The 8,112-nt window shown below is 57.2% G+C and carries 5 protein-coding genes; 2 read left to right on the forward strand and 3 right to left on the reverse strand.

The window, feature by feature from the left end:
• Nucleotides 1–138: 138 nt before the first annotated feature.
• Both GSF01_RS20675 and GSF01_RS20680 read right to left on the reverse strand, forming a co-directional pair.
• Entirely contained in the window at nucleotides 139–1,143 is a 1,005-nt protein-coding gene (locus tag GSF01_RS20675) for a YqhG family protein (protein ID WP_235941643.1), read from the reverse strand.
• Nucleotides 1,140–2,966 (reverse strand): DEAD/DEAH box helicase, encoded by a 1,827-nt coding sequence (locus GSF01_RS20680; protein ID WP_159887197.1) that lies wholly within the window; start codon nucleotides 2,964–2,966, stop codon nucleotides 1,140–1,142. The genes GSF01_RS20675 and GSF01_RS20680 overlap by 4 nt, the downstream gene beginning before the upstream one ends.
• Before the next feature lie 223 nt (nucleotides 2,967–3,189).
• Here GSF01_RS20680 and GSF01_RS20685 point away from each other — a divergent pair, with 223 nt between their 5' ends.
• Nucleotides 3,190–4,038: a lipoate--protein ligase family protein gene (locus GSF01_RS20685; protein WP_159887208.1), complete on the forward strand. Its 849-nt coding sequence runs from the start codon at nucleotides 3,190–3,192 to the stop codon at nucleotides 4,036–4,038.
• Between the two features lie 105 nt (nucleotides 4,039–4,143).
• On the opposite strand, the gene dat is transcribed toward GSF01_RS20685, so the two are convergent.
• Nucleotides 4,144–4,995 carry a D-amino-acid transaminase gene (gene dat, locus GSF01_RS20690; protein WP_159887198.1) on the reverse strand — a complete coding sequence of 284 codons (852 nt, stop codon included), beginning with the start codon at nucleotides 4,993–4,995 and terminating at the stop codon, nucleotides 4,144–4,146.
• A gap of 360 nt (nucleotides 4,996–5,355) precedes the next feature.
• Here dat and GSF01_RS20695 point away from each other — a divergent pair, with 360 nt between their 5' ends.
• Nucleotides 5,356–7,959 (forward strand): adenosylcobalamin-dependent ribonucleoside-diphosphate reductase, encoded by a 2,604-nt coding sequence (locus tag GSF01_RS20695; RefSeq protein ID WP_159887199.1) that lies wholly within the window; start codon nucleotides 5,356–5,358, stop codon nucleotides 7,957–7,959.
• Nucleotides 7,960–8,112 lie beyond the last annotated feature (153 nt).

Raw genomic sequence — 8,112 nt, forward strand, 5'->3', positions numbered from 1 at the left:
GGTGCATATCGCCTCGACCTGCGCCGCAAGAGCGAATATGCCTTCATTGTACAAGCTATGCCGGGAAAAGTTTGTTAGAACCTGTAGACGGCCGGAAAATACTTTCCCCGTAAAACTGCTAGAGTTCGCGCGGGTTCGTCAGGAGAGCTGCCGGTTCGATGCCGTGACGTGGAACAATCCGCAGTTGATGGCGGATATTTGGATGCGCGGCCGGTGCTGCCAGTCCACTTCCTGTGTCCGGCGCTCGAACTGGGCTTCGATCCCGGCTCTCGCTTCGGGCTCGGAGGCTTTGAGCAGCGCTTCATAATAGTCGCGCACCCGGTTGTGCTCCTCGCGCAGCCGGACATTGGCATGATCCGCCCAGCTGTGATCGTACCGGGACAGCTTTTGCTCCATGTGCTGTTCGAGAAAAAGAACGGCCCGCGGCAAAGTCAGCTTGTCCGGCATGATATAGACGCGGGCGGGAAGCCGCGGCGTAAGTCTTCGCGAAGATACCCATTCCTGGAACTGCTCGCGGATCTCGCCGGTTTGCAGCTGGATGCCGATCGAGTGATATTCGCTTCGCTTCATATCGCAGGTCAGCTCGACCTTGTAATTCACGGCCAGCCACGTTTCGTAGGGCACGGTGGATTGGAGCTGGCCCGCTTGCGCCTGCGTCTGCGGAGCGGAGTAGGCTTCGAAGAGCCGGACGAATCGCCCCTTCGCCCGGACGGCAGCGAAAATTTGCTCCAGTCGGCGGCTGCCATACGTCAACTCGTCACGCGGGATTCGGGCGGTGTAGGTCGTAGGCACGAAGCCGAAATAGCGGCCAAGGATGCTGTCGCCCTGCGGCGGCTGTCCTGCGGCCGTCGCGACCTGAGGCGCCGATACGCGCGGATCGGCTTGCGGCCCGGGCTGCTGGGGCTGAGGATGCAGCTCCCGGTAGGTATCCGGGTCGAAGATGAACGTGCAGATCATCGTCTCCGGCGTTACGCCGGTCCGTTCGACGAAGCTCCAATAATACGGCCGGTGCGTCAGATCGCGGTCGGCTGACGGAGACAGCTTCACGGTGACATAGGCCGGGTGCTTCTCGATAATATCGCATTGCTCGGCCTCCAGATAGCGGAGGACGAACGACTGGATCTGCGCGCTGCTCATGCTCATGGCCGCACCTCCCCGGCGCCGGGAAGCGGCTGAGGGACGGTTTGGCCGACCGCGCTGAGCAGGCTGGAGAAGGGCGACGCCTCCTCCGGACTGCCGTTATCCGGAGAGACGTACGCGGTGTCGCTGCGCAGCTGGGTGAACGATTCTCCCAGATTGTCGATCTGGCGGCGGATCTCGCTGGAGTCGCGGGCGGTCAGGATCACTTTAGCCAGATGGGATTCCAGCGACGTTTGCTGCTCGAGCCTCTCCAATATCGTATCCAGCTCGCCGATGACAAGCTCGAACATATTAATTTTCTCATGGAGCAGGGACAGGATATGCTCCTCGATCGTCCCTGTCGTAGACAGGTTGTAAATTTTCACATCCTGCTGCTGGCCGAGCCGGTGAACCCGTCCGATCCGCTGCTCGACCCGCATCGGGTTCCACGGCAGGTCGAAGTTGATCATATGGTGGCAGAACTGAAGATTGATGCCTTCGCCTCCGGCCTCGGTGGCGATCAGCACCTGCGCGCGATTGCGGAACAGGTCCATCATCCAGTCCTTCTTGCCCCGGTTCATGCCTCCCCGATAAGGGACGGCCGTAATTTTGCGGTCGCGCAGATACTGCAGCAAGTATTCCTGGGATGCCCGGTATTCCGTGAAAATGATGACCTTATCCTGAATCGATTGGATCAGCTCCAGAACCTTTTCCGCTTTGGTATTCGCTTTAATGCCGCGGATAAATTCGACGAGCTCCCAGATCCGGGGGCGGACCGGGGAGTCCTCTTCTGTCTTCTTAAACATATTCACAAGCGTAATAAACACGGCGTCCCGGCTGGAGCAAACCTCGCGCTGCAAGGTAACGAGCGACAGCGCGCTGCTCAGATCGCCCCCCGATTCCTCATACCGCGTGCGGACGAAGCTGGTCACGCCATCGTAGAGCGCCTGCTCCTCGGGGGACAGCTGCAGCGGAATGTTGCGGACGATTCGTTTCGTGAAGGATACATTGCCGTCGCTGCGCCGATTTCGGATCATGACCTTGCCGAGCTCCTGCTGAAGCAGCTCTTCGTTTTTCGGCACGCGTTTGTCGACTACATAATTGGCCTGGAAGCTCGTCTGCCCGCCGAGCTGTCCCGGCTTTAGCAGCGTGATCAGGTTGTACAGCTCCTTGAGATCGTTCTGTACGGGGGTTGCGGTCAGCAGCAGGCAATATTTTTTGCGCAGGTCGAGTACGAACTGATAATTGGTCGTTTTCTTGTTCTTCAGCTTATGGGCCTCATCGATAATCAGCATATCGTATTCCTGGTCCATGACGATGCTGCGGTGAGGGTCGCGCTTGGCCGTATCCATAGAGGCGACGATGATATCTTGCTGGGCCCACATATATTCTTTTTTCTGCGCGACGGCCGGGATACCGAACTTCTGATTCAGCTCCCGCACCCATTGCAGCACCAGCGAAGCGGGAACCAGGATCAGTACCTTGCGGACCAGTCCGCGGATCATATATTCCTTCAGGATGAGCCCGGCCTCGATCGTCTTGCCGAGTCCGACCTCGTCGGCCAGGATAGCCCTTCCCCGCATCTCGGTCAACACTTTGCGGGCGGTGCCGATCTGATGCTCCATAGGAACGAGATTCGGGAGATGGGAGAGACACAGCAGCTCGTCGAACGAGCCGATCATGCCGGAGACTTCGGCCTCGCAGGCGAGACGAAACATCGTCCAGTCGTCCCAGGGTCCGTTTTTTTGGGCACGGGTATGCAGCTCTTCGAACCATTCCCGTTCAAAATGCAGCTCGACATGCTCGTTCAGCGGGCGTACGTGCTCTTTGCGTTCGGTCTTGTGCATGGTAGACACTCGCTCCTTTTCATCGGCGCATGCGGTTAGTAGATTTACTTATGCCGGGGCTAGCGGCCCGGGATTATGAGGCATGGAGGCGGCCCGATGCCCAGAGTTAGTAATTAGTATGCACGGATCGGCGCTCTTTCAAACGGAAGCCGGATGCTTTATGATGAAGGATAGCGTCTATCGGACGCATACCCTAAAAGATGAGCTGGAGATGGATATGGATATGGAACAGAAGGAATGGAGATGGATCCGGTCGGGCGCAGGCGACCCGGCCTATAATATGGCAGTGGACGAGGCCATTCTTACGGCGCACAGCGAGGGCTTGTCTCCGCCGACCGTCAGGTTCTACGGCTGGTCGCCGGCGACGCTGTCGATCGGTTACTTCCAGAAGGCCAAGGATGAGATCGACTTCAAAGCCGTGGAACGCGAAGGCTACGGCTTCGTCCGCCGGGCGACGGGCGGGCGGGCGGTGCTGCATGACCGCGAGCTGACGTACAGCATGATCGTAGCCGAGAGCTATCCGGGGATACCGAGCAGCGTGACGGAGGCTTACCGGGTGCTTAGCCAAGGCTTGCTGCTGGGCTTCCGGCGATTGGGTCTGGCAGCGGATATGGTGCAGCTGGCCAGTCCCGAGGAGCAGGAGAAATATGCTTCGATGGGCTCGGCTGCCTGCTTCGACTCGCCTTCGTGGTACGAGCTGGTCGTAGAGGGCCGGAAGATCGCTGGCAGCGCGCAGACCCGGGCGAAAGGGGTCGTGCTTCAGCACGGCTCGATATTGCTCGATCTGGATGCGGATGCCTTGTTCGATCTGCTGCTGCTCGGTAGCGACCGGATCAAGGAGCGGATGAAGCAGCAGTTTCTGCGCAAGGCGATCGCGATCAATGACCTGCTGCGGGCGGCCGGGCGCGAGCCGGTAGGCTTGGCGGAGGTAGAGAAAGCGTTCGAGACAGGCATCGCCGAAGGGTTGAATGTACGTCTCGTGCCGGGCGAGCTGACCGACTATGAGCGCGAGCTGACCGAGAAGCTGATAGCGGAGAAGTATGGCAATGCCGAATGGAACTTGCGGAGGTAAGTAAGTGAGGCCGGGATGTCGAAGGGCTAGTCGAAGGGCTTGGGGAAAGGCAGAGGACCGTCCGTTTTCCTAGCGGACGGTCCTCTGCGTACTCAGAGTTAGGGTTCAGGCCAAGGCTGAGATAGCAGCCTCGAAGGCCGTTTGCAGCTGCTGGACGATCGGTCCCGGCGAGCCGTTGCCGACAGGACGGCCGTCGATGCGGATGATGGGCGTTACCTCCACGGTCGTACCTGTAAGGAATGCTTCGTCGGCCTGGCCGAGCGCTTCGAGCGTGAACGGCTCCTCCAGCAAGGGGAGCCCGAGCTCGCGGGCGAGGCGAAGGACCACAAGGCGGGTCACGCCATGCAGGATCAGATGATTGGCCGGATGCGTGCGCAGCACCCCGTTCTTCACGATCATGATATTCGAGGCGCTGCACTCCGTAACGGTCCCCGAACGGTGGAGGATCACCTCGTCGGCTCCGCGGTCCAGCGCTTCCTGCTTGGCGAGTATATTAGGCAGCAGGTTCAACGTCTTCAGATCGCAGCGCAGCCAGCGGATATCGTCAGCCGTCACGGCTGTAATGCCTCGGCGCATCATATCCAGAGGGCGCTCGGAGACGGAGGTATGGGCCATCAGGACCGGCTCTACATAGGGAGGGAAAGGATGAGAACGGGCGGCCTCTCCCCGGGTGATCTGCATGTAGACGGTTCCATTAGTCACCTCATTTTTCCCGATCAGCTCCTGCAATCTTGCTTCCATCTGGGAGCGAGAGAAGGGAAGTGCTATCTGGAGCGCCTTAGCCGTTCTCTCCAGACGGTCGAAATGAGCGGACGGTTCGAAGAGGAGGCCGTTGTAGACACGGAATACTTCGTACAGGCCATCTCCGAAATAATAACCCCGATCGTCGGGGGAGATGCTTACGGCTTGGCGGGGAAGAAATTCATTTTGATACCAGATCCAGCCTGATTGGGACATGAGGATGCTCCTCCTTTGGGAATAAGGGAAAATGAAATACGAACATTTGTTTGTAATTTTCATTTACAATATGATAAGATAATTCTAGACTATCAAGGGGAGCGGCAGAAGTCAAAACCTAGGCAAGGCTCCTGTCCGGCTGGCGGCTCAGCTTCAACAGGAGAGGGAAGTGAGAGGAAGGGGGGGGGGCGTAAAATAAAGAGAAAGCCGAAGAAAATGAAAGAGAACCCGGACATGCCTGGGGGAAAACCCCGCATATGAAGGTTTACCCATTAGAACTACTACATATGGTGTTATATAATAATCCTTACATCCAGATATTGAGATAGTTGCGCTACCATTTTCCGGGAGGTTATTGACTTGAAGATCGAACAGCAGACCAAATTAGAAGGATTGAGCGAGAAGATATTTCTTGACCGATATGCGATGAAAGACGCTGATACGAGCCATACGAAGGTGGGCGACACCGTACTGGTGCTGACCAAGGATGATCCCAAATTTCCCTCCAAGGAGGTCGGCGAAGTTATCGCACGGGAAGGAAGGATCGTTAAGGTCAAGGTTCGAAGCGGCGAAGTTGTAGAGTCTTCGGTTGAGAAGCTGACGCTTACCCTTGAGAAAACGCCTCAGCAGATGTGGGACCGTCTCGCAACCGCCATGGCCTCGGTCGAAGCGACCCCGGAGAAACGCAAGGAATGGACAGATAAGTTTCGCTATATTCTGGACGACTGGAAGCTGGTTCCTGGCGGACGGATAGCAGCAGGGGCCGACGCGAGCGACGAGCTGACCTTGTTCAACTGCTATGTCATCCCGTCACCGAAGGACAGCCGAGGCGGGATCATGGCAACGCTTTCCGAAATGACGGAGATTATGGCGCGCGGCGGCGGCGTAGGCATCAATCTGTCTTCGCTGCGTCCTCGACGTGCGGTTGTGAAGGGCGTGAACGGATCTTCGAGCGGCGCCGTTTCGTGGGGAGGCTTGTTCAGCTACACGACGGGGCTAATCGAGCAAGGAGGCAGCCGTCGCGGGGCGCTGATGCTGATGATGAACGACTGGCATCCCGATGTGGTCGATTTCATCACGGTCAAGCAGTCGATGGGCCAGATCACGAATGCCAATCTGTCCGTTTGCGTCAGCAATGCTTTTATGAAGGCCGTGAAGGAAGACTTGGATTGGGAGCTGGTCTATCCCGATACAACCGATCCGGAGTACGACGAGCTGTGGGACGGCGATCTGGACAAATGGCGGCGTATGGGCAAGGCCGTCAACCCGTACCGGACGGTCAAGGCGCGCGAGGTATGGCACACGATCATCGAATCGGCCTGGAAGTCTGCTGAGCCGGGCGTTGTGTTCATGGAATATTACAATCAGATGTCCAACAGCTGGTACTTTAACCCGATTATTTGTACAAATCCGTGCGGCGAGCAAGGCCTCCCGGCTTGGGGCGTATGCAACTTGTCCGCGATCAATCTGTCCAAGTTCTACGACGAGGAGAACCATGACGTCGATTGGAAGGAACTGGCGAAGGTCGTACAGTTCTCGACACGCTTCCTGGACAACGTCATCGATAAAACTCCGTATCATTTCGAAGAGAACCGCTTGAATCAGCAAAGCGAACGACGCGTAGGTCTTGGCTCGATGGGACTTGCCGAACTGATGATCAAGCTGGGTATCCGTTACGGCAGCCCGGAATCGCTGGAGTTTTTGGATCGGATCTATGGATTTATGGCACGTGAAGCTTATTTGGCGTCGGCGGATATTGCCGCGGAGAAGGGCTCCTTCACCCAATTCGATGCTGATCAATTTCTGCAGAGCGGGTTCATGAAGTCCATGACGAGCGTATACCCCGAGGTCGGCGCAGCCATCAAGAGCAAAGGCATGCGCAACGTAACGGTCATTACGCAAGCGCCTACGGGCAGTACAGGGACGATGGTCGGCACTTCGACCGGTATTGAGCCTTATTTTGCATTCGAATATTACCGCCAAAGCCGGCTCGGCTTTGACAAGCAATACGTGCCGATTGCTCAGCAATGGAAGGACGAGCATCCCGATCAGGAGCTCCCCGACTACTTCGTCACAGCAATGGATCTGTCGGCTGAGGATCATATCCGTGCGCAGGCAGCGATCCAGAAGTGGGTGGACAGCTCGATCTCCAAGACGGCGAACTGTCCGTCCGACTTCACTGTTGAGGAAACGAAACGGCTGTATGAGCTGGCCTTCGACCTCGGCTGCAAGGGAGTTACGATCTACCGCGACGGAAGCCGCGACGTTCAGGTGCTGAGCACGGAGAAGAAAGAGGATAAGAAGGCGGATGCGCCAGTCGCTTCTTCTGTGCCTGTGGAAGCCGAGGCAGCCAAGACGACAGCAAGCGAACCTGCCTCGCTCACGCGCCTGACGGAGTCCTTATCCGTCAATATCGATGCCAAGACGGAGCAGGTGTTCGACAAGCAGTACAAGCGGCGTCCGCAAGCGCTGCGGGGAGCCACTTACAAATTCAACACCCCGTTCGGCATGGCGTATATCACGATCAACGATATGAACGGCTCGCCGAGCGAAATATTCCTGAACGTGGGCAAGGCCGGCTCTGACGTATTCGCCATGTCCGAAGCGCTGGGCCGCGTCTGCTCATTGTTCCTGCGCTACGGGGACCATGGCAATAAGGTCGAGCTGCTTGTGAAGCATCTGAAGGGCATCGGAGGCTCAGGCGCGATCGGCTTCGGAGCTAACCGCGTGGAGTCTATCGCAGACGCTGTTGCCAAGGCGCTGGAGATGCACGGAGAGCAGCAGGAGGTCGATGAGTACGTCACCGCGACTCAGGAAGTCCTGATGGAGACGACCGCCCAATACGCGGTTACCCGCAACGCGGCTACGTCGCTGGACTTATGCCCGTCTTGCGGCTCCGCTTCGCTGATTAACAGCGAGGGCTGCAAAAATTGCTCCCAATGTGGATATAGTAGGTGCTCGTAATAGAGAAAAGAGGCCGCGAGGCCTCTTCAGGCTGTCGAGAAAGTCTCGACAGCTCTTTTTATTTGCGCGTAGTTTAAGACGACACCGCGTTAATATGGTATAATATAGATAACAATTAATGGACGGTGATCAGTTATGCTACGAAATTCCAAC

The organism is Paenibacillus puerhi (assembly GCF_009846885.1).
Taxonomy (GTDB): Bacteria; Bacillota; Bacilli; order Paenibacillales; family NBRC-103111; genus Paenibacillus_G; species Paenibacillus_G puerhi.